This is a genomic window from Gracilibacillus sp. YIM 98692 (assembly GCF_010993965.1).
Taxonomy (GTDB): Bacteria; Bacillota; Bacilli; order Bacillales; family Amphibacillaceae; genus Gracilibacillus.
In genome coordinates this window covers 281,020-300,435 of the sequence record NZ_WIXM01000002.1, presented here as the reverse complement: position 1 = coordinate 300,435, position 19,416 = coordinate 281,020, and the positions used below count along the sequence as shown (strand labels likewise).

The following is a 19,416-nucleotide window of genomic DNA, read 5'->3' as shown; positions in this document are numbered from 1 at the left end:
ACAATAACTCCTCTTACATTAATTGATATGGCTCAAAATCTACCTGTATCGTTAAATCATTTTGATGAATATCTTGATAATAATATTTTAATATCTTTTGGATAATTTCACGTTGCCTAGGCTCATTTTTATATTTTACCATGCACTGATATCGATATCTATTATTAATCCTTACAATTGGTGAAGGGGTTGGGCCAAGAATCGTTGCTTGATCCGACAGATGCTTATATAATAATTTGCAAATCATTTTCGTAACTTCAAGCACTTTGATTTGATTGGGGTGTGACACATTAATTAAAGTTAAAAAATAATAAGGCGGGTAATGAAAGTTTTTACGCATTTGCATCTCCTGCTGAAAAAATTGCTCAAAGTTATAATCACTAGCTAATTGGATGCTATAGTGCTCTGGTGTATATGTTTGGATTATGACTTTACCAGGTAATTTATGCCGGCCAGCTCTTCCACTAACTTGTGTAAGTAACTGAAAAGTTTTTTCTGATGAACGAAAATCCGGCAAATGCAACATAGCATCAATAGCTAATACCCCTACTAAAGTTACATTTTCAAAATCAAGTCCTTTGGCAATCATTTGTGTACCAAGTAAAATATCTGCCTTCCCACTAGCAAATTGATCCAATATTCGCTGGTGAGCTCCTTTTCTCCTAGTTGTATCTACATCCATTCGAATGATGTTTGCTTCCGGAATGTGCTGCTTTAGGGATTCTTCTACTTTTTGTGTTCCTGTCCCAAAATATCGAATCGTATCACTCGAACAGGACGGACAATGTGAAACCATTGGCATTTGATAATCACAATAGTGACATTTTAACTGATGGGAACTTTTATGATAAGTTAATGCAATATCACAAGCTGGGCATTTCATGACATCGCCGCACTCCCTGCACATCACAAAAGTGGAATATCCACGGCGATTTAGAAATAAAACGACTTGTTGCTTCGATTGCATCTTTTCTCTAATCTCTTCTAATAAATTTCGAGAAAACATGGTTCGATTACCGGCATGCAGTTCTTTTCTCATATCTATGATCTCTACTGGCGGCATCTGATTATTATTCATACGGGATGGCATTTCCAGCAAATGATAGACACCTTTTTTTGCTCTGGCATAAGATTCAAATATGGGGGTTGCACTCCCTAACACTACCGGGCATTGATGAAATTGGCCTCGATACTTCGCTACTTCCCTGGCATGATATCTTGGTTGCTCATCTTGCTTATAGCTTGTCTCATGTTCTTCATCAATGATAATAATGCCAATATTCTTAAATGGGGCAAATATAGCAGACCTTGCGCCAACGACTACCTTAACTTCCTTTTTATGAATTTTTGTCCATTCATCGAATTTTTCACCAGGTGACAGTGCACTGTGCAAGACAGCTACATTTGATCCAAAACGGCCTTTGAATCGTTGTACCATTTGTGGAGTCAATGAGATTTCTGGTACTAACACAATCGCTTCTTTTCCTTTTTCTAAAACCTTCTCAATTGCTTGTAAATATACTTCTGTTTTCCCACTACCTGTCACACCGTGCAATAAAAAATTTTGATGTTCCTCTTGCTCCACTTTTTCCCATATCGGTTGAATCGCGTTCTGTTGTTGATCACTAAGGGGTAGAGCATTAGTTCTCTCAAATTCTGTACCTTTATAAGGATTACGATAGATTATTTTCTCCTTTTTGTTGAGTATCCCTTTTTCTACTAATTGATTTAAAGGGTGTGGGGTAGTATCCAATTTAGAAATCAACGCTTTTTGTTCAATTGGTTCTGGATTTTCTAAAAAATATTCTATCATCCGTTTTTGCTTCTTAGCATGATTGGAAATATCAACAAGTGCTTCTTCTAATAAGTATAGCTCTTTATTCGGCTCAATAAACGCAACCTTTTTCTTTGTTTCTTTTGATTTAACTTTGTAATGAATTTTGGCATGTCCTGCTCTGATCTCTTTTAATAATTGATAGTAGTTGCCATCTCGCTCTTGAAATTCTTCAAAATCAATGAAACTTCTCCCATCAAACAACTGCTGAAGAGACGGGCTCAGCTCTTCGAATGTAAGTGCTTCTATTTCCTTTTTATATTTCGCTTTTAATACCTGGGGCAACATGGCTTGAAATGCTTGAATATAGAAGCTAACAGTTTGATCTGCTAACCAAACCCCTAATTTTAATAACTCCTCTGTTAATACAGGTGTTATATCTAATATTTCCTCTATCTCTTTTAATTTATCTAGATCGGATTGCTCAACGATATCGATGACAAATCCCATCACTTTTCTAGGACCAAATGGGACAGATACTCTCATACCTGGCTGAACAAGTTTATCTAATGTTTTGGGAACTATATAATCAAATGAATGATTTGTTTGACTAGTAGGCACATCGACAATGACTTTTGCGATTCGCATATTAATCCTTCCTTACTTCACTATCCATCAACTCTAACAGTTGTTTAGCGACTTGCTTTTTATTCATTCGCTTTAACCTTTTCTCACTGCCCTTTTTTGATAAGTACACGACTTCATTTTGTTCCGAATTAAATCCAATGTCTTTTCGACCTATATCATTAATCACTACAGCATCCAGGTTCTTTTTTGTCAATTTTTCTTTCCCATAATACAAAATATCTTGTGTTTCTGCAGCAAATCCAACCAAAAACTGATGTGCTTTTGTATCACCAAGATATTGGAGTATATCCTTCGTCCGCTCGATTTTAATTGTTAATGGGCCATCCTTTTTTTTCATTTTATGATCGAAAGTTTGGACAGGTCGATAATCGGCTACTGCTGCTGATTTAATGACAATATCCATTTCAGCATATAAGTTAACAATTTGCTCAAACATCTCTTCAGCTGTTGTGACATCATAAGCTATTACACCTCGAGGTGTTGGAAGAGAAGTTGGCCCAGAAACTAAATGAACCTCTGCGCCTAATTCAACTGCTTTTTCCGCTAATGCATACCCCATTTTCCCTGAGGAAAAATTAGAAAAAAACCGAACAGGATCGACTTGTTCACGTGTAGGACCTGCTGATATTAAGACTTTTTTACCGCACCATTTCTTTTTTTGTTGCAAATCTGATTCTATTAAGGTGATGATTTTCTCAGGCTCTTCCAATCTACCTTTTCCAATATAACCACATGCTAAATAACCTTCACCAGGTTCTATAAATTTATATCCCCATTGATCGAGGATGTTCATGTTTTGTTGTACAGCGGGATGATCATACATATGTACATTCATAGCTGGTGCTATATAAACGGGAGCCTTTGTAGCTAATAAAACAGTTGTCAGCATATCATCGGCTAACCCATTTGCCATTCTTCCTATGAGGTGAGCAGTAGCTGGTGCTAGAATAAATACATCTGCCCAGTCTGCTAAATCAATATGAGCAATTTTTTTAGGGTCTTTTTCTTTAAAGGTATCCATATATACTTCATTTCTAGATATGGCTTGAAAAGTCAAGGGAGTAACAAATTCAGCGGCATGCTTTGTCATCACAACTTTTACATTCGCACCAGCTTGTGTCAGTTTGCTTGTTAAAGCGACAGCCTTATATACAGCAATTCCACCTGATACACCTAAAACTATGTTCTTTCCATTCAACATGAAATCGTCTCCTCTTCTTGTTCTATGCAGCAATAGAAGAAACCCTCGCAAGCCGGTGCAATGCGAGGGAGCTGTAAAACCATATAGTCATATTAATCTTCTATGTCATCTAAATTTACAGTTAGCTTTTCTTCCATAATTTCTTCCAAAGCAAGACCAACGTAAGTATAAGATTGAGGGTTTTCTACTCGATGCAACTTTGTGTCTTGAATTTGCCTAGCTCTTTTTGCTGCTAAAGTGACAAGTGTATACTTCGAATTAATTTTGGTCTGTAATTTATCAACAGATGGTTCTAAAATCATGTATGATCAACCTCCAATAATGCTTTAAATTGTTTTGCAATTCTCTCTCTTTTACAATGCTCACTTTGAACAATAGATTGCACTTTTTCAACAGCACTGGCAATGTCATCATTTACCACAACGTAGTCATAAGCATCCATCATTTCGATTTCATTACGTGCTTCTTTTAATCTGTTCAGAATTAACTCTTCCGACTCTGTGCCTCTTTCCTTGATTCTGTTTTTCAACTCTTCCAAACTTGGCGGGATTAAAAAGATAAACACACCTTGCGGAAAGTTTTCCTTTACTTGTAAAGCACCTTGAACTTCTATTTCTAGGAACACATCATGACCTGATTCAATCATCTCTTCCACATATTGCTTAGGTGTTCCATAATAATTGCCAACATACTCAGCATACTCCAACAATTTACGTTGAGAAATCATTTCCTCAAACTCTTGACGCGAGCGGTAGAAATAGTCAACCCCCTCACGCTCCCCTTCTCTCATAGGTCGAGTTGTCATCGATATGGAATATTTTAAATTCGTATCTTCCTCAAATAACGCTTTTCTTACCGTCCCTTTGCCAACACCTGATGGTCCGGATAAAATAAATAAAATGCCTTTTTCATCAATCAAAATGGTTCCTCCTATTTATTCTTCACTGATCTCTTCATGACTAATTACTCGTTGACCAACGGTTTCAGGTTGAACGGCTGATAAGACAACATGATCACTATCTGTAATAATGACCGCTCTCGTTCTTCTTCCATATGTCGCATCAACTAATTTATTGTTATCTCTTGCAACCGTAATAATTCTTTTTATTGGTGCTGATTCAGGTGATACTATCGAAATAATTCGATTTGCTGAAACAACATTCCCAAAACCAATATTTATTAACTTTAAACTCATTTGGAGCTCCCCCTTAATATTTAAACAGACACATCATATTATGTATTGTTCTACTCGACATTCTGGATCTGTTCCTTTGCTTTTTCCACTTCACTTTTCAAATGAATGATTTGCTCACTAATCCAAGTGTCATTTGATTTAGAACCAATCGTATTGAGCTCTCTGTGCACCTCTTGTACAATAAAATCTAGCTTTCTTCCAATAACATCTTCTTCGTCTATAATTTGTTTAAATTGTCTTAAGTGGCTCTCTAGCCTTGTGATCTCTTCTGAAATATCACCTTTTTCCGCTAACAAAGCTATTTCCTGCATTAGCTTTGATTCATCGTAAACAGAAGAATTTGCTAGATAGGAGTCAATACGCTCTTGTATTCTCTCCTGATACTCTATTATAACAATTTTTCGCCTCTCACCCAACTGTTTTAATTTATTTTCAATAAAATTTGCTCTATTTAGAAGATCTGCCTTTAAAGCTTTTCCTTCAATCTTTCGCATTTGCTTTACCTTTTCAACTGCTTCAGAAACTGCCTGAAGCACCTTATCATCTAATTCACTTTCTATGTCTGCTTCCTCTTTCACCTCAAAAATTTCAGGTAGTCGTGCAAGCACATCTACATTCAAATTCCCTTTTAAATCGTAACGATCTTGAATGGATTGTAAACTTTTTAAATATTGATCGACCATGTTCCAATCTGTTGAAAGAGACTTTTCTGTCAATGATACACCATCTATATGAACAGACACCATTACTCGGCCTCTTTTCAAATGAGAATGCACTAATTTACGGATAGCATCTTCTATATGTAAAAAATAATGAGGGATGTGGCAAGAGATATCAAAATAACGATGATTCACCGTGCGAATTTCTGTTTGAATTTTTCTATCTCCATCTATTAACTCAGCTTTACCGTAGCCAGTCATACTATACATTTTCATTATCACTTCCATCTAATCCTATTATAAACAATTGGATGATCCTATAAACATCATATCAAATAAATAGATAAGTAGACAATATATAACATAATAAGCGTCAAAAACGTTCAAATCTTATCCTTTCCGCATTGAACATGTTATAATGATGGAATGAGGTGATAAACATGGTTTTTGACGGTGTTGTGACACGTGCCATTACGAAAGAATTACATGAAGAAATGGAATCCGGACGTGTCCTAAAGATATATCAACCGACTGATACAGAGCTATTACTTACCATAAGGCAATTTGGCCAAAACAAACAGCTTTTACTATCTGCTCATTCTAGTTATGCAAGAATTCATTTAACGAACGATCAATACGAAAACCCAACCGAACCTTCTATGTATTGTATGATGCTCAGAAAATATTTAAGCGGAAGCTTTATTGAATCTGTAAAACAGCATGAAAATGAACGAATTGTTAACATTCATTTTAAGACGAAAAATGAAGTTGGAGATATTAGCACCAAAACACTTGTAGTTGAATTGATGGGAAAACATAGTAACATTATTCTCATCGACCAAGAAAAACAGGTGATATTAGACAGTATAAAGCATATTTCAGGTGCGCAAAACCGACATAGAACCATTCTGCCTGGCAGTACATATGTCATGCCGCCTGACCAAGGGAAGATCAATCCTTTAATAGCAGATGGTGAAACATTTATTAAAAAGATAGATTTTAATGGTGGAAAGATTGATCAACAAATTGTAAAGCTATTTATGGGTATATCGCCTTTAATAGCAAAAGAAATCACTTATCAAGCAAAGTTAGGCAAAATAGATGATTACAAGCAGGCGTTCCTCGATATACAAAGTCAGATGGAAAACCATCAATACAAACCACAAATTATTCAAGGTAAAAAAACTATTTTTTACGTATTGCCTTTGCTCTCACACGAAGGCCAACGTCAAGTTTATGATTCCATTAGCCAGATGCTTGATACCTTTTACTCTGGAAAAGCGGAACGTGACCGGGTCAAGCAAAAAGCGGGAGACCTAACACGTTTTTTAAAAAATGAAATGAACAAAAATATACGGAAATTAGGAAAACTAGAGAAAACAAAAAAACAAGCACAGCAGGCCGATAATTATCAAAAAGATGGAGAGCTATTAACTGCACACATGCATCTTGTGAAACAGGGAGATAAAGAGGTTGAAGTAATTGATTATTACCATCCTGATCAAGTTAAACGAACGATACCGTTAAACGAAAATAAATCACCAAGTGAAAATGCACAAGCATTATTCAAGAAATACCATAAATTAAAGAAATCAAAACAGATGGTACTAGAGGAACAAAAAAAAGCAAAAGAAGAGATTAAATATCTAGAAGAAATTATTGAACACATTGTTTCAGCTAGAGAACAGGATATTGACGAGATACGGGAAGAATTACAAGAACAAGGATATTTGAAGAAAAAAACGACATCACAAAAGAAAAAGAAAAAGCCAGCTAAACCTACACCAGAATCTTATAAATCAACAGATGGTACAACGATTTTGGTCGGTAAAAACAATAAACAAAATGAATATTTAACCAATCGTTTAGCCAAAAAAGATGACATTTGGCTCCACACAAAAAATATACCTGGATCTCATGTTGTCATTCGTTCCAATACTCCAACAGAGGATACATTATTAGAAGCAGCTCAATTAGCTGCAAACTTTAGCAAATCGAAAAATTCCTCCTCTGTTCCAGTTGACTATACAGCTATTCGTTATGTAAAAAAGCCAAGCGGTGCTAAACCAGGATTTGTTACTTATGAAAATCAAAAAACCTTATATGTCACACCAGACGAAAATTTCATCCATAAACTAAAAGATAAAAGCTTGTAGAGAAAAACTCTACAAGCTTTTTATTATAAGCGTGAGAAAGTTTAAAATTTGTTTGTAATATTCACAAAATATGATGCAACTTATAACGTGATTTCCTACCATTCTTTCCTAGATGAGTGTGAGTCCAGCCCAGCGGAAAAGTAGCTGGCAGAAACGTACTTCAGCACTTAGCCATGTTCTGAACAAGTCGAAATTCTCACAAATTAGAGTTTTCACTATATTACTTTATAATCTACTACGAAATGTACACATGTCAGAAGATAGATCATTAAGGAACGGGAGTTTTTGTTCCAGTTTTTCTTACGTACCACAATAAGTGACATATGGTTTGGCAGACGGTTCAGGTAAAGTTGTGTATGGCTCTTGTTCATCGGAATGTGCATAAGGATCGGACAACACACAGACCAACTGATCCATCACGCTATAATCCCCTTTTTCTACTGCAGCTTTCAATGCTTCTTCTACACGATGATTTCGAGGAATAACAGCAGGGTTATTTTCTTGCATCAATTGATTTATTGATTGTTTAGATTCGGTTTGATTTTCTAATCTTTCTTGCCAACGCTTATACCAATCATTAAATTCTTTCGATTCGAATAACTTCATGCCTTCAAACTTTTCAAATGTTAAAGCACGAAATGTATTAGTGTAATCTGCTTCATGTTCTTCCATTAAATGCAGCAGATCTTCGATAAGCGATACATCCTGCTGTTCCCCTGTGAAAATTCCTAATTTGGATCGCATGCCATTCAACCAATTTGCATGGTAGAGATCTGAGAAACGATATAGCTCTTCCTGTGCCATTTCCACCGCTTTAGATTGATCCTCATGTAATAACGGCAATAAGGTTTCAGCAAAACGCGCCAGATTCCACCCAGTAATAGATGGTTGATTCCCGTAAGCATAACGGCCTTGAACATCAATTGAACTAAATACCGTTTTGGGATCATAACTATCCATAAAGGCACAAGGTCCGTAATCAATTGATTCACCGCTTATTGTGACATTGTCTGTGTTCATAACACCATGAATAAACCCTACTAATTGCCACTTAGCAACTAAATTTGCCTGTCGTTTCATGACTTCTTGAAAAAGACTTAAATATTTATTCTTACCTGGATCAATATAAGCAAAATGGCGATCTATTGCATAATCCGCTAATGCTTGGAGATCTTTTTTCGTCCCCCATTTAAAAGCGTATTCAAATGTCCCAACACGTAAATGACTTGATGCCACACGAGTTAGAATCGCTCCTTCTAATTCTACCTCTCTGTATACTGGATCACCAGTTTTTAAAACAGCCAGACTGCGACTAGTTGGAATTCCTAAGGCATACATCGCTTCACTAACGATATATTCACGCAACATCGGACCAAGCGCTGCTCGTCCATCACCTCCACGAGAATACGGTGTACGGCCTGAACCTTTGAGTTGTATATCAAACCTGTCACCGTCTGGAGTTATCTGTTCACCAATTAAGAGAGCTCGACCATCCCCTAACATCGTAAAATTCCCAAATTGATGACCGGCATATGCTTGAGCTATAGGAGTTGCATCATCAGGAATGCTATTACCGGCTAATACATTTAGCCCGTCCTTGCTCTGTAACTCCTTGACATCAAGGCCTAAAGAATTTGCCAAGTCCTCATTTATTGTAACAATTTCAGGGGAGGTTACTTTATTTAATTCCAGTTCAGCATAAAATTTATCCGGGAGAGCTTTATAACTATTTTCCAATTTCCAACCTGCTGCGTGCCTTTGAGTTTGATGTGTCATTCTATCTCCTTTCTTACTAACATGATAAAAACTTTTACTTTCTTATAAACAATTAGTCGATGTTATATTCCGCATGAATGCTTCCCTTTATTCTTATTTCTCCACTACATTAATAATCTCCCCTAGAGGGTTTCTATGATTGAATGAGCTCATACAAAACAGGCATTTGCTTTCTTAATCATGGATAAAAATCTTCATATTTCCATTACCGCATTTAAAGTAAAATAAACATAACAAGGCCTGACTTGATTTTTTTCAGCATGATGAAATGGAGATCCTATAATTGTTCTTTTTTAACTATTACCCTTTAGGGTTAATTTCCCGTATTTGTTTGGTCTTAATCTAAATCATGATCCAAAAAAGACTTTTTATTTGTTTGTTTTTCTTCTAAATATTGACCAATACAAAGCTATTTACAAAATACTCCCTCTGCATTAATAAAAAAAGGCTCTTCTTCAGAGCCTTTTTCATCCATTCTTACTATATTTTAACATAAAAGTCGAATGCGATCGAACAGACGGTAATCTTGCGGTTTCCCGGGAAATGATTAATTATTATTACCTAAATCGTCACGCCATTGGATTAAATCTTTTCTTTCTTCTTCCGTTACTTTTCCCTTTTCAACTAAAGCTTCCGCTAAAATATCAAAGTTAGTGATCGTTTGAAATGGAAGATTGACTTCTGAGAAATTAACTGAAGCTTTTTCTAAACCGTAACTGAATATCGCTAAGACATTTAACACGTTTGCTCCCGCTTCTCGTAATACAAGAGCACTGTCTAACGACGACCCTCCGGTAGAGATTAGATCTTCAATAACAATGACATTATCTCCTTTTTCGATTTTACCCTCAATTTGGTTTTGCTTGCCATGACCTTTTGGCTTTGACCTTACATATGCCATAGGTAAATCAAGATACTCTGCTAGCCATGCTGCATGTGGTATTCCTGCTGTTGCACACCCTGCGATAACATCTGGCTTTTCGTTCATCCCTTCAATAATCGCAGCAAATTGTTCTACAATTTTTTTTCGCACATGTGGATACGACATCGTTAATCGGTTATCACAATAAATAGGTGAATGAATTCCTGATGTCCAAACAAAAGAACGGTCCGGTCGAATTTGAATTGCATCTATTTCGTATAAAGCATTAGCCATTTCTTTCTGTTTAAGCATTATTCCACTCCTCTACTACTCGTTGATAGCTTTGCTTCGGATCTTTTGATTGGGTAATGCTTCGTCCAATAACTAAATAATCAGCTCCATTTCGTTTAGCCAATCTAGGAGTTGCTACCCTCTTTTGATCATCTTGACTAGAATCTGCTAATCGAATTCCTGGCGTTACAGTTAAAAATGTGTCTCCACATGTTTCTTTAATTAGCTTCGACTCATGTGCGGAACACACTACACCGGCTGCACCACTTTTTTTCGATAAATAAGCTAGTCGTTTCACCGCGTCTTCTAATGGTTGTTTCACATATAATTCCTCTTGAAGCACCGATTCATCCATAGAAGTTAAGACCGTTACTGCTAACAATTTAGGAATTTGAGTCTTCGCACCTGCTTCTAGTCCTTGTCTTGCAGCCTGGATCATTTCACTGCCGCCAGCAGCATGCACATTTACCATATCTACGCCTAATGAAGCGAGATTAAACATCGCCTTTTCTACAGTTGTCGGGATATCATGAAGCTTTAAGTCAAGAAATATAGGATGATGATGTTCTTTTAACCACTCAATAATAGACGGACCTTCTCTGTAAAATAATTCCATCCCTACTTTTACAGAAACACCTTCAAGTTGATTTTTTTTAATAAATTGTTTTACAGTTTCTCCATCTTGAAAATCTAATGCAAGGAAAAAAGGTTGTGTCATATTATCCTTCATGCCCCTTTCCGATTGCTTCTTCCACAGAACGAAACCCATATTTTTTTAATGTTTCTGGTAATTGTTGAATGATCTCTGGACATGCTAATGGATTTTGAAAGTTCGCTGTCCCAACAGCTACTGCATTAGCTCCAGCTAATAAAAACTCTAAGACATCTTCTGCTGTCATGATGCCACCCATTCCAATAATTGGAATATCCAAAGCTTGTTTTACTTCATAGATCATTCTTATTGCAATTGGTTTAATCGCTGGTCCAGATAATCCACCAGTTTGATTTGCAATAATCGGCTTCCTCTGTTTCAAATTAATTTGCATCCCTGTAAGTGTGTTGATCATTGACAGTCCATCTGCTCCTGCATCAGCAACTGCTTTAGCCATAGCTGTTATATTAGAGACATTTGGCGATAGCTTCACATATACAGGATAATCGCTTGCTTCTTTTACTTTATATGTCACTTCCTTCGCAAGCTCTGGGTCTGTCCCAAACTGGACGCCGCCTTCTTTCACATTTGGACAGGAAATATTCAGTTCTAATGCTGAAATATCATCTGATTTGTTTAAAGTTTTGGCTACATAAACATACTCTTCCACTGTACTTCCAGCAACATTAGCAATGACCGGTGTATGAAAAGGGCGTAAAAAAGGCAATTCTTCTTTAACAATGGTTTCAACGCCAGGATTTTGTAAACCAATCGCATTTAACATGCCACTCTCTGTTTCTGCAACTCGAGGAGTTGGATTACCGTAACGTGCTTCTCCAGTAGCTGCCTTAACAATAATAGCCCCTAGCTTATCTAAATCATAAAATTGACTATATTCTTTTCCAAACCCAAAACAACCAGATGCGGGCATAACGGGATTTTTTAATTCCAATCCTGGTAATTGCACTGCTAAACTCATGATAAAATCACCTCATTCGCATAAAAGACAGGCCCATCCTTACAAATCTTCTTGGATTGTTTTGGATTTTCGCGCAATGGAATGACACATGCATAACATGTTCCAACACCGCAACCCATACGTTCTTCCAATGAAATATAGCCTTTTTCTTTTTCTAGTTGTTTCGTAACGGCTTGAAGCATTGGAGTTGGTCCACATGAAAAATAGTAATCAATGGGTTTATTTAAATCTTTGATAATATCAGTCACAAACCCCTTGTGACCATAGCTACCGTCATTTGTTGCGACAAACGTGTCTCCTAAAGCTCGAAATTTATCTTCATAAAATACTTGTGAACCAGATTGAAATCCAAGCACGCTTGTTACTTTCACACCTTTTTCCTTCAACTGTTTACCAAGGTAGTAAAGAGGAGGGACTCCTATCCCTCCGCCTACAATCAAGGCATGGTTTACATTTATATTTTCAATTGGATAGAAACTTCCACAAGGTAAAATCACGTCTAATGATTCACCTGCACGATACTTACTTAATGCAAGGGTCCCTTCTCCAAAAATCTTGAAAATAATAGTAAAAGTGTTCGCTTCTTTATCCACATCTGCAACAGACACTGGTCGTCTTAACATATGCCCTTTAAGTGCAATATGGACAAATTGCCCTGGTTTTAGTTCGATCTCATCAGGTAATGGTAAGACCACTTCAAATGTATCCTCTGCGATTTTAATATGGCTCTCTATATTTAGCATCTGTTTTGAGATCACAGAACCACAGCCTTCCCTTCTACAGCAGGTCTTGCTGTAAATGTTGTTGAATCAATGACATTCACGATTGCTTCTGCTGTATCTAAGCTTGTTAAGCAAGCAATACCATGCTCCACTGCCTCACGACGAATTCTGAATCCGTCTGATCTAGGCTTTTTACCAGAAGTGAGTGAGTTTACTACTACTTGCACTTCCCCTTTTTCAATAATGGAAAGAACATTTTTTCCTTCTGCATCTACTTTTCCAACCTCTGTAACAGGTAAATTTAAATCGCGAAGCGCTGCTGCAGTACCTTCCGTTGCATAAAGATGGAATCCAAGTTCAAAGAAACGTTGTGCAATCCCGCACGCTTCTTGTTTATCCTTATCGGCAACGGTCATGAGTACTGCTCCTTCCATTGGAATTTTCAACCCTGAAGCTGTCATGCCTTTATATAAAGCTTTTTCTAAAGTTTTATCTCGACCTATTGCTTCCCCAGTAGATTTCATTTCAGGTCCAAGCATTGTATCCACACTACGCAGCTTTTCAAAAGAGAATACCGGTACTTTTACCGAAACGGTATCTGGTTCAGGCAATACTCCATTCTGGTACCCCATTCCAGCTAATGTCTCTCCAATAATACAACGTGTTGCAATATTTGCCATCGTAACTCCCGTAATTTTACTTAAGAACGGAATAGTACGACTTGCTCTTGGGTTAACTTCTAATACATATACTTCATTTTGATGAACAACAAATTGGATGTTAATAAGCCCTTTTACATCTAGTTTTTCTGCAATTTTTATCGTAATATCAACACATTTTTGTTTTATCTCTTCTGATAGACGCTGTGTTGGATATACAGCAATAGAGTCACCAGAGTGTACACCAGCACGTTCAATGTGTTCCATTACACCAGGGATGATCGTTGTCTCCCCATCACTAATCGCATCTACTTCCACTTCAATACCCGTTAAATATTTATCAATTAAGACTGGATGTTTATGCTTTATATGGTTGGTTTTAGCTAAATAGCTTTCTAATTCCTCTTCGCTATAGACAATTTCCATTTGACTTCCGCCAATTACATAAGATGGACGCACTAATACTGGATAACCAATGGCACTTGCTGTTTCTTTTGCTTGATCTAACTGTCGTACACTTCGACCTTTTGGCTGTGGAATATCTAATTCTTGAAGAAGTTGTTCAAATTTATCACGATCCTCTGCTGTATCGATCGCTTCAAGTTCCGTACCTAAAATCTTAACGCCTCTTCTTTCTAATCCTTCCGCTAAGTTAATAGCTGTTTGTCCACCGAATTGAACAATAACCCCTTCTGGTTTTTCCAGTTCAATCACATGCATAACATCTTCTAATGTTAATGGCTCAAAGTATAACTTATCTGACACACTGAAGTCAGTTGAAACTGTTTCTGGGTTACTATTCATGATAATGGCTTCATATCCTGCTTCTTTTAATGCTAATACAGAATGTACCGTAGCATAATCAAATTCAATTCCTTGTCCAATTCGAATTGGGCCAGAGCCGACAACTAATACTTTTTTACGAGTCGTAACAACTGATTCATTTTCTTCTTCATAAGCACTGTAGAAGTATGGCGTTTCTGATTCAAATTCTGCTGCACAAGTATCTACCATTTTATAGACTGGAAGAACACCTTGATCTGTACGAGCTTTATACACTTCATCTACGTGAACTCCCCAAACTCTTGCTACCTGGGTATCCGATAAGCCAATTTGTTTTGCTTCTTTTAAAAGTTCAATATCTTGAGGACTTTGGGCAAGCTTAGCTTCAAAATCGATAACATTCTTTAACTTCTCAAGGAAGAATGTATCAATTTTTGTGAGTGCATGGATTTCTTCCACTGTCATCTGTTTTCTTAACACTTCACCTAAAACATAAATCCGTTCATCATCGGGATTAACTAATCTTTCTTTTAATTCTTCTACTGTATTTTCCGCAAGGGTTGGTAAATAAAAGTCTTCGCCACTAATATCCAGTGAGCGAATACCTTTTAACAAGGATTCTTCAAAATTACGCCCGATTGCCATCACTTCACCAGTTGCTTTCATTTGTGTTCCTAATTGACGATTGCCTAACACAAACTTGTCAAATGGGAATCGAGGAAATTTGCTTACTACATAGTCTAAAGCTGGCTCATAACAAGCGTAAGTTGTACCTGTAATCGGGTTTTTAATTTCATCTAAAGTCATACCAATCGCAATTTTTGCCGCAATTTTTGCAATTGGATAACCTGTTGCTTTAGAAGCTAATGCACTTGAACGACTTACCCTTGGGTTTACCTCTATAATGTAATATTGGAAACTGTGTGGATCAATGGCTAACTGAACATTACAACCACCCTCAATTTCTAGTGCGCGAATTATTTTTAGTGAAGCTGAACGCAACAGTTGATATTCGCGATCACTTAATGTCTGGGATGGCGCTACAACGATGGAATCCCCTGTATGAATACCTACTGGATCAATGTTTTCCATGTTACAAACTACAATTGCTTGATCATTCTTGTCACGCATCACTTCATATTCGATTTCCTTAAACCCAGCTATATTCTTCTCAATTAAACATTGATTAACTGGAGATAACGCTAAACCATTTCTTGTAATTTCTTTTAAATCTGCTTCGTTATAGCACATACCGCCCCCAGTACCGCCTAACGTGTATGCAGGTCTCACAATAAGCGGATAACCAATTTGATTAGCAAAATCTAATGCTTGCTCTACACTATTAACAATTTGGCTTTCTGGTACTGGCTCGTCAATTTCATTCATTAAAGTTCTGAATTTCTCACGGTCTTCTGCTTGTTCAATGGCATCCAATCTGGACCCCAGTAATTCTGCACCATACTCTGCCAAAATACCAGATTCATCTAAAGCAACCGCTAAGTTTAAACCAGTTTGCCCTCCTAATGTTGGCAGAACGGCATCTGGGCGTTCTTTGCGAATAATTTTAGATAGAAACTCAACACTTAGTGGTTCCATGTATACTGTGTCTGCAATCGTATGGTCTGTCATAATGGTTGCAGGGTTTGAGTTAGCTAAGACAACTGTGTATCCTTCTTCTTTTAAAGACTGGCATGCTTGTGTACCAGAATAATCAAATTCAGCTGCTTGACCAATGACTATTGGGCCAGATCCTATAACTAGAATTTTTTGTATATCTGTTCTCTTTGGCATTATGCTTCCTCCTTCTGTGATAGTTTAAAAGCCTTAATATTATTTAAGAAGCGATCAAATAACTGATTCGTGTCATCCGGACCGGGTGAACTTTCCGGGTGATACTGTACAGAGAACGCTGGATACTCAGTATGCTTTACACCTTCAACTGTTTTATCATTCAAAGCAATTTGTGTTAGCTCTAAGTTGGTTTGTTCAATTGAATCTTCTGTTACGGCATAACCGTGATTTTGTGAAGTTAAATAAGTTCGTTTCGTTTCATAATCATAAACTGGATGATTGGATCCACGGTGTCCAAATTTTAATTTTGCTGTATCTGCACCACAAGCTAATGCAAATAACTGATGCCCTAAACAAATACCAAATGTTGGGATATGTGGAACAACTTCCTTAATCATATTAATTGCTTCTGGAACATCTTTTGGATTTCCAGGTCCATTTGTTAACATAATTCCATCAGGCTTCAATCGCAAAATATTTTCTGCGCTATAATTATATGGGACAACTGTCACATGACAATTTCGTTTCGTTAACTCACGTAAAATACCATGTTTCATGCCAAAGTCAACAAGGGCAATACGATAACCTCTTCCAGGGGCCACATATGGTTTTACTGTTGATACTCTTTCCACTTGATTGGTAATCTTTTCTGTATTTTCAAGCTTATGTGCAGCTTCTTGTTCATCAACGTCTGCTTTTGTGAGGATTCCTTTCATCGTTCCATGCTGTCTTAAAATTTTGGTTAGTTTTCGTGTATCAATCCCTGCAATCCCTGGAATATCATTCGCTTTTAAATATTCATTTAAGCTTTCATCGCTTCTAAAGTTAGAAGGTGTTTCACAAAATTCTTTTACTACAAATCCAAAGATAGACGGGTTGATGGTTTCAAAGTCATCTCGATTTATACCGTAATTCCCAATTAGTGGATATGTCATGGTTACAATTTGTCCACAATAGGATGGGTCTGATAATGTTTCTTGATAACCTGTCATTCCCGTATTAAACACGACTTCTCCTATACTTTCCTCTAATGAACCAAACGCTTGTCCTGTAAAAACTGTGCCATCCTCTAATATAAGTTGTCTTTTCATTCTGCTGCCTCCTCAAACACGATATTTCCTTGGTAAATGGTTTTAACTGGTTTTCCTTCTACTTCCCATCCATTAAATGGAGTGTTTGTTCCTTTGGATAAAAATTTATCTTTATTTACTAGATGTTTATGATCTAGCTGTAATATCGTAAAATCAGCGCTTTTTCCTATCTCAATCTGACCAAATGGCAGATTAAAAGTTTGTGCTGGTTTAACCGTTAACCAATCTATTAGTTGCTTTAATGTGAAAATCTCTTTTTTCACAAAGTGAGTATATAATAGGGAAAAAGCTGTTTCGAAACCAACAATACCAAAAGGCGCTTCTTCCATACCATTTGCTTTTTCTTCATGTGTATGCGGAGCATGATCTGTTGCGATAAAATCTATCGTCCCGTCTAGTAACCCATCAATAAGTGCCTGTTGATCCTCTTGCGCTCGAAGAGGTGGGTTCATTTTAAAATTAGCATCATCTTCTTTTATTACCGTTTCGTTCATAAGCAGGTGATGTGGTGTCACTTCTGCTGTTACACGGATACCCGCTCGTTTCGCATCTCGAATTGCTCGAACCGATTCTTTTGTACTGACATGACAAACGTGATAATGACAACCTGAGGCTTCTGCTAATAAAACATCTCTAGCAATTTGCACCGATTCACATATAGAAGGAATACCTGGCAGTTGTAATTGCTCACTTACCTTCCCTTCATGCATAACACCATTGTGTATCAAGGTATTTTCCTCACAATGAGCTACAACCGGCATATCAATAGCTGCTGCTTGTTTCATTGCCTGAAGCATCATATCAGCAGATTGAACCCCTACTCCGTCATCTGTAAAGGCAAAAGCTCCTTCTTCTTTCAATGCTTCCATATCTGTTAAAGCTTCGCCAACCAATCGTTTTGTTATCGAGCCATATGGCAAGACTCGAATGTTGGCCGTTGCTGCAATTCTTTTTTGTATGTCTTGCATCACTTCAACCGAGTCAGGGGTTGGTTGTGTATTTGGCATTGCACACACTGTTGTATAACCACCACGCGCAGCAGATTCTGTTCCAGTCGCAATAGTCTCCTTTGCTTCCCCGCCTGGTTCTCGAAGGTGAACATGAACATCGACAAATCCAGGTACTACTAATTGTTGTTTCCCATCTATAATATCAGCACTCTCTCGATCTAGATCAAGACCAATTGCTTCAATTTTCCCTTGGTTAATGAGAATTTCACACTCTTCCATGCTGCCGTTATCCAATAAACGCTTGACGTTGGTTAAAATTTTTCTCATTGTAGTTTCCCCCTTGGTTCAGTATGTTTTTAATAATAGCCATTCTTGCAGCTACTCCATTTTCCATCTGTTTAAAGATGCGTGATCGGTCACATTCTACAAGTCTGCTGTCCATCTCTACCCCTCTATTGACAGGTGCTGGATGAAGGATAATGGCATGTTTTTTCATTTTTCTTTCTCTTTCGACGCTTAAGCCATATTTCTGAAGGTAGCTATCTTGGTCCAGTGTTACTTGATCTTGATGTCGTTCTCGTTGAATCCTTAAAAGCATTAATACATCTGCCGTTTCAACCGCTTCTTCCATTGAGATATATGGAAGGTTTAAACTATTATCATGCCACTCTTCCATCCCTGTTAAAAAGACATCGCATCCTAGTGTAGTCAGAGCGGCAGCATTAGACCTAGCAACACGGCTATGCTTTATATCCCCAGCTATAACAACCTTTAAACCGCGAAATTGTTCGAATTCCTGATAAATAGTAACTAAGTCTAATAGAGATTGAGTTGGATGCTCTCCAGTTCCATCTCCTGCATTGATAACTGGTATCTGCAATTGCTCTGCTAATTGTTTTGCAATATTCCGTTGTTGGTGACGTATCACAATTAAATTAGCACCAATGGACTCAAAAGTTCGAGCTGTATCGTAAATACTTTCTCCTTTAGTAATACTGGAATGATCTGTTGCAAAGTCTAACACTTCCATCCCTAGGCGTCGTTGTGCTACAACAAAGCTCATTTTTGTTCTAGTACTCGGTTCAAAGAATAAATTAGCAGCAAAAGTCTGGTTCGCGAAAGGCTCTACTCCTTTTTGACTAATCAAATTGGCATATTGTACAAGTGCTAACATTTCCCTTTCTTCTAAACCTTGCATGGTAACAAAATCCTTCATGATTATGGCCC

The 19,416-nt window shown here is 37.2% G+C and carries 16 protein-coding genes; 1 reads left to right on the top strand and 15 read right to left on the bottom strand.

Annotation, left to right across the window (positions count from 1 at the left end):
• Positions 1–13: 13 nt before the first annotated feature.
• The 6 genes from priA to GHD00_RS03650 all read right to left on the bottom strand — a co-directional run bounded on the left by priA (position 14) and on the right by GHD00_RS03650 (position 5,753).
• Complete coding sequence (gene priA, locus GHD00_RS03675) at positions 14–2,422, bottom strand: primosomal protein N' (RefSeq protein WP_163536748.1); 2,409 nt, start codon at positions 2,420–2,422, stop codon at positions 14–16.
• Between the two features lies 1 nt (position 2,423).
• Positions 2,424–3,623, bottom strand: coding sequence for a bifunctional phosphopantothenoylcysteine decarboxylase/phosphopantothenate--cysteine ligase CoaBC (gene coaBC / locus GHD00_RS03670; RefSeq protein WP_163536747.1), 1,200 nt, complete (start codon positions 3,621–3,623; stop codon positions 2,424–2,426).
• A gap of 92 nt (positions 3,624–3,715) precedes the next feature.
• Complete coding sequence (rpoZ, locus tag GHD00_RS03665) at positions 3,716–3,922, bottom strand: DNA-directed RNA polymerase subunit omega (RefSeq protein WP_163536927.1); 207 nt, start codon at positions 3,920–3,922, stop codon at positions 3,716–3,718.
• Positions 3,922–4,542, bottom strand: a complete 621-nt coding sequence (gene gmk / locus GHD00_RS03660; RefSeq protein WP_163536746.1) for a guanylate kinase — start codon at positions 4,540–4,542, stop codon at positions 3,922–3,924. Before gmk ends, rpoZ begins: the two co-directional genes overlap by 1 nt.
• Before the next feature lie 15 nt (positions 4,543–4,557).
• Entirely contained in the window at positions 4,558–4,818 is a 261-nt protein-coding gene (gene remA, locus GHD00_RS03655; RefSeq protein WP_153401616.1) for an extracellular matrix/biofilm regulator RemA, read from the bottom strand.
• Between the two features lie 50 nt (positions 4,819–4,868).
• Complete coding sequence (locus GHD00_RS03650) at positions 4,869–5,753, bottom strand: YicC/YloC family endoribonuclease (protein WP_240468584.1); 885 nt, start codon at positions 5,751–5,753, stop codon at positions 4,869–4,871.
• 164 nt (positions 5,754–5,917) lie between these two features.
• On the opposite strand from GHD00_RS03650, the gene GHD00_RS03645 reads away from it, so the two are divergent.
• Positions 5,918–7,633: an Rqc2 family fibronectin-binding protein gene (locus GHD00_RS03645; RefSeq protein WP_163536745.1), complete on the top strand. Its 1,716-nt coding sequence runs from the start codon at positions 5,918–5,920 to the stop codon at positions 7,631–7,633.
• Between the two features lie 300 nt (positions 7,634–7,933).
• Here GHD00_RS03645 and GHD00_RS03640 read toward each other — a convergent pair whose 3' ends face one another.
• The 9 genes from GHD00_RS03640 to GHD00_RS03600 all read right to left on the bottom strand — a co-directional run bounded on the left by GHD00_RS03640 (position 7,934) and on the right by GHD00_RS03600 (position 19,405).
• Positions 7,934–9,409, bottom strand: coding sequence for a protein adenylyltransferase SelO (locus GHD00_RS03640; RefSeq protein WP_163536744.1), 1,476 nt, complete (start codon positions 9,407–9,409; stop codon positions 7,934–7,936).
• 547 nt (positions 9,410–9,956) lie between these two features.
• On the bottom strand, positions 9,957–10,583 hold the full coding sequence (gene pyrE, locus GHD00_RS03635) for an orotate phosphoribosyltransferase (RefSeq protein ID WP_163536743.1): 627 nt from the start codon (positions 10,581–10,583) through the stop codon (positions 9,957–9,959).
• Entirely contained in the window at positions 10,576–11,280 is a 705-nt protein-coding gene (gene pyrF / locus GHD00_RS03630; protein WP_163536742.1) for an orotidine-5'-phosphate decarboxylase, read from the bottom strand. The genes pyrE and pyrF overlap by 8 nt, the downstream gene beginning before the upstream one ends.
• A gap of 1 nt (position 11,281) precedes the next feature.
• Positions 11,282–12,193, bottom strand: a complete 912-nt coding sequence (locus tag GHD00_RS03625) for a dihydroorotate dehydrogenase (RefSeq protein WP_276208249.1) — start codon at positions 12,191–12,193, stop codon at positions 11,282–11,284.
• Positions 12,190–12,951 carry a dihydroorotate dehydrogenase electron transfer subunit gene (locus GHD00_RS03620; RefSeq protein WP_163536741.1) on the bottom strand — a complete coding sequence of 254 codons (762 nt, stop codon included), beginning with the start codon at positions 12,949–12,951 and terminating at the stop codon, positions 12,190–12,192. Before GHD00_RS03620 ends, GHD00_RS03625 begins: the two co-directional genes overlap by 4 nt.
• Positions 12,948–16,148, bottom strand: a complete 3,201-nt coding sequence (gene carB, locus GHD00_RS03615) for a carbamoyl-phosphate synthase large subunit (RefSeq protein WP_163536740.1) — start codon at positions 16,146–16,148, stop codon at positions 12,948–12,950. Before carB ends, GHD00_RS03620 begins: the two co-directional genes overlap by 4 nt.
• Positions 16,148–17,239, bottom strand: coding sequence for a carbamoyl phosphate synthase small subunit (locus GHD00_RS03610; protein WP_163536739.1), 1,092 nt, complete (start codon positions 17,237–17,239; stop codon positions 16,148–16,150). The genes carB and GHD00_RS03610 overlap by 1 nt, the downstream gene beginning before the upstream one ends.
• A complete protein-coding gene (locus GHD00_RS03605) occupies positions 17,236–18,516 on the bottom strand; it encodes a dihydroorotase (protein WP_163536738.1) in 1,281 nt (426 codons plus the stop codon). The genes GHD00_RS03610 and GHD00_RS03605 overlap by 4 nt, the downstream gene beginning before the upstream one ends.
• Positions 18,476–19,405, bottom strand: a complete 930-nt coding sequence (locus tag GHD00_RS03600) for an aspartate carbamoyltransferase catalytic subunit (RefSeq protein WP_163536737.1) — start codon at positions 19,403–19,405, stop codon at positions 18,476–18,478. The genes GHD00_RS03605 and GHD00_RS03600 overlap by 41 nt, the downstream gene beginning before the upstream one ends.
• Positions 19,406–19,416: the final 11 nt, after the last annotated feature.

What these genes read in the sequence shown, in the direction of transcription:
- priA (WP_163536748.1), bottom strand. Translation starts at nt 2,422, where the DNA reads ATGCGAATCGCAAAAGTCATTGTCGATGTGCCTACTAGTCAAACAAAT.
- coaBC (WP_163536747.1), bottom strand. Translation starts at nt 3,623, where the DNA reads ATGTTGAATGGAAAGAACATAGTTTTAGGTGTATCAGGTGGAATTGCT.
- remA (WP_153401616.1), bottom strand. Translation starts at nt 4,818, where the DNA reads ATGAGTTTAAAGTTAATAAATATTGGTTTTGGGAATGTTGTTTCAGCA.
- GHD00_RS03650 (WP_240468584.1), bottom strand. Translation starts at nt 5,753, where the DNA reads ATGAAAATGTATAGTATGACTGGCTACGGTAAAGCTGAGTTAATAGAT.
- GHD00_RS03645 (WP_163536745.1), top strand. Translation starts at nt 5,918, where the DNA reads ATGGTTTTTGACGGTGTTGTGACACGTGCCATTACGAAAGAATTACAT.
- GHD00_RS03640 (WP_163536744.1), bottom strand. Translation starts at nt 9,409, where the DNA reads ATGACACATCAAACTCAAAGGCACGCAGCAGGTTGGAAATTGGAAAAT.
- pyrE (WP_163536743.1), bottom strand. Translation starts at nt 10,583, where the DNA reads ATGCTTAAACAGAAAGAAATGGCTAATGCTTTATACGAAATAGATGCA.
- pyrF (WP_163536742.1), bottom strand. Translation starts at nt 11,280, where the DNA reads ATGACACAACCTTTTTTCCTTGCATTAGATTTTCAAGATGGAGAAACT.
- GHD00_RS03625 (WP_276208249.1), bottom strand. Translation starts at nt 12,193, where the DNA reads ATGAGTTTAGCAGTGCAATTACCAGGATTGGAATTAAAAAATCCCGTT.
- carB (WP_163536740.1), bottom strand. Translation starts at nt 16,148, where the DNA reads ATGCCAAAGAGAACAGATATACAAAAAATTCTAGTTATAGGATCTGGC.
- GHD00_RS03610 (WP_163536739.1), bottom strand. Translation starts at nt 17,239, where the DNA reads ATGAAAAGACAACTTATATTAGAGGATGGCACAGTTTTTACAGGACAA.
- GHD00_RS03605 (WP_163536738.1), bottom strand. Translation starts at nt 18,516, where the DNA reads ATGAGAAAAATTTTAACCAACGTCAAGCGTTTATTGGATAACGGCAGC.
- GHD00_RS03600 (WP_163536737.1), bottom strand. Translation starts at nt 19,405, where the DNA reads ATGAAGGATTTTGTTACCATGCAAGGTTTAGAAGAAAGGGAAATGTTA.